The sequence below is a fragment of the Methylobacterium sp. E-045 genome (assembly GCF_022829685.1).
Lineage (GTDB): Bacteria > Pseudomonadota > Alphaproteobacteria > Rhizobiales > Beijerinckiaceae > Methylobacterium.
In genome coordinates this window covers 1-365 of the sequence record NZ_JAKSYE010000056.1, presented here as the reverse complement: position 1 = coordinate 365, position 365 = coordinate 1, and the positions used below count along the sequence as shown (strand labels likewise).

The window sequence follows — 365 nt, the reverse complement described above, 5'->3', positions numbered from 1 at the left end:
ACGACGCAGCCGCCGAAGGCCAGGGGCACCATCCAGCGCTCCTGCGCCCCGTCGAAGCTCATCGACAGGACGTGGAGTTCGCGGGTCTCCCGGCTCGTGCCGTAGACGGCCCCCGTGGCGCGGACATGCCGGGCCAGCGGTCCGTGCGCCACGGCGACGCCCTTGGGGGTCCCGGTGGAGCCGGAGGTGTAGATCACGTAGGCGAGCTGCTCCGGATGGGCCGCACGGGACGGGGCAGTGTCCGGCTCCGACGAGAGGTCGAGGGCGGAGGGGTCCAGGGTCGCCCCCTCCCCCATCCCGGCCTCTCCCATTCCGGACTCTTGCATCCCGGCCTCTTGCGCCAGCCCGTCGAGGGCGCTGCCCTG

1 protein-coding gene is annotated in these 365 nt (G+C 73.4%); it reads right to left on the bottom strand.

Annotated features, from left to right (window positions below; all coding sequences use genetic code 11):
- On the bottom strand, positions 1 to 326 hold a 326-nt coding region (locus tag MKK51_RS07520), incomplete at its 3' end, for an AMP-binding protein (RefSeq protein WP_409565638.1).
- Positions 327 to 365 lie beyond the last annotated feature (39 nt).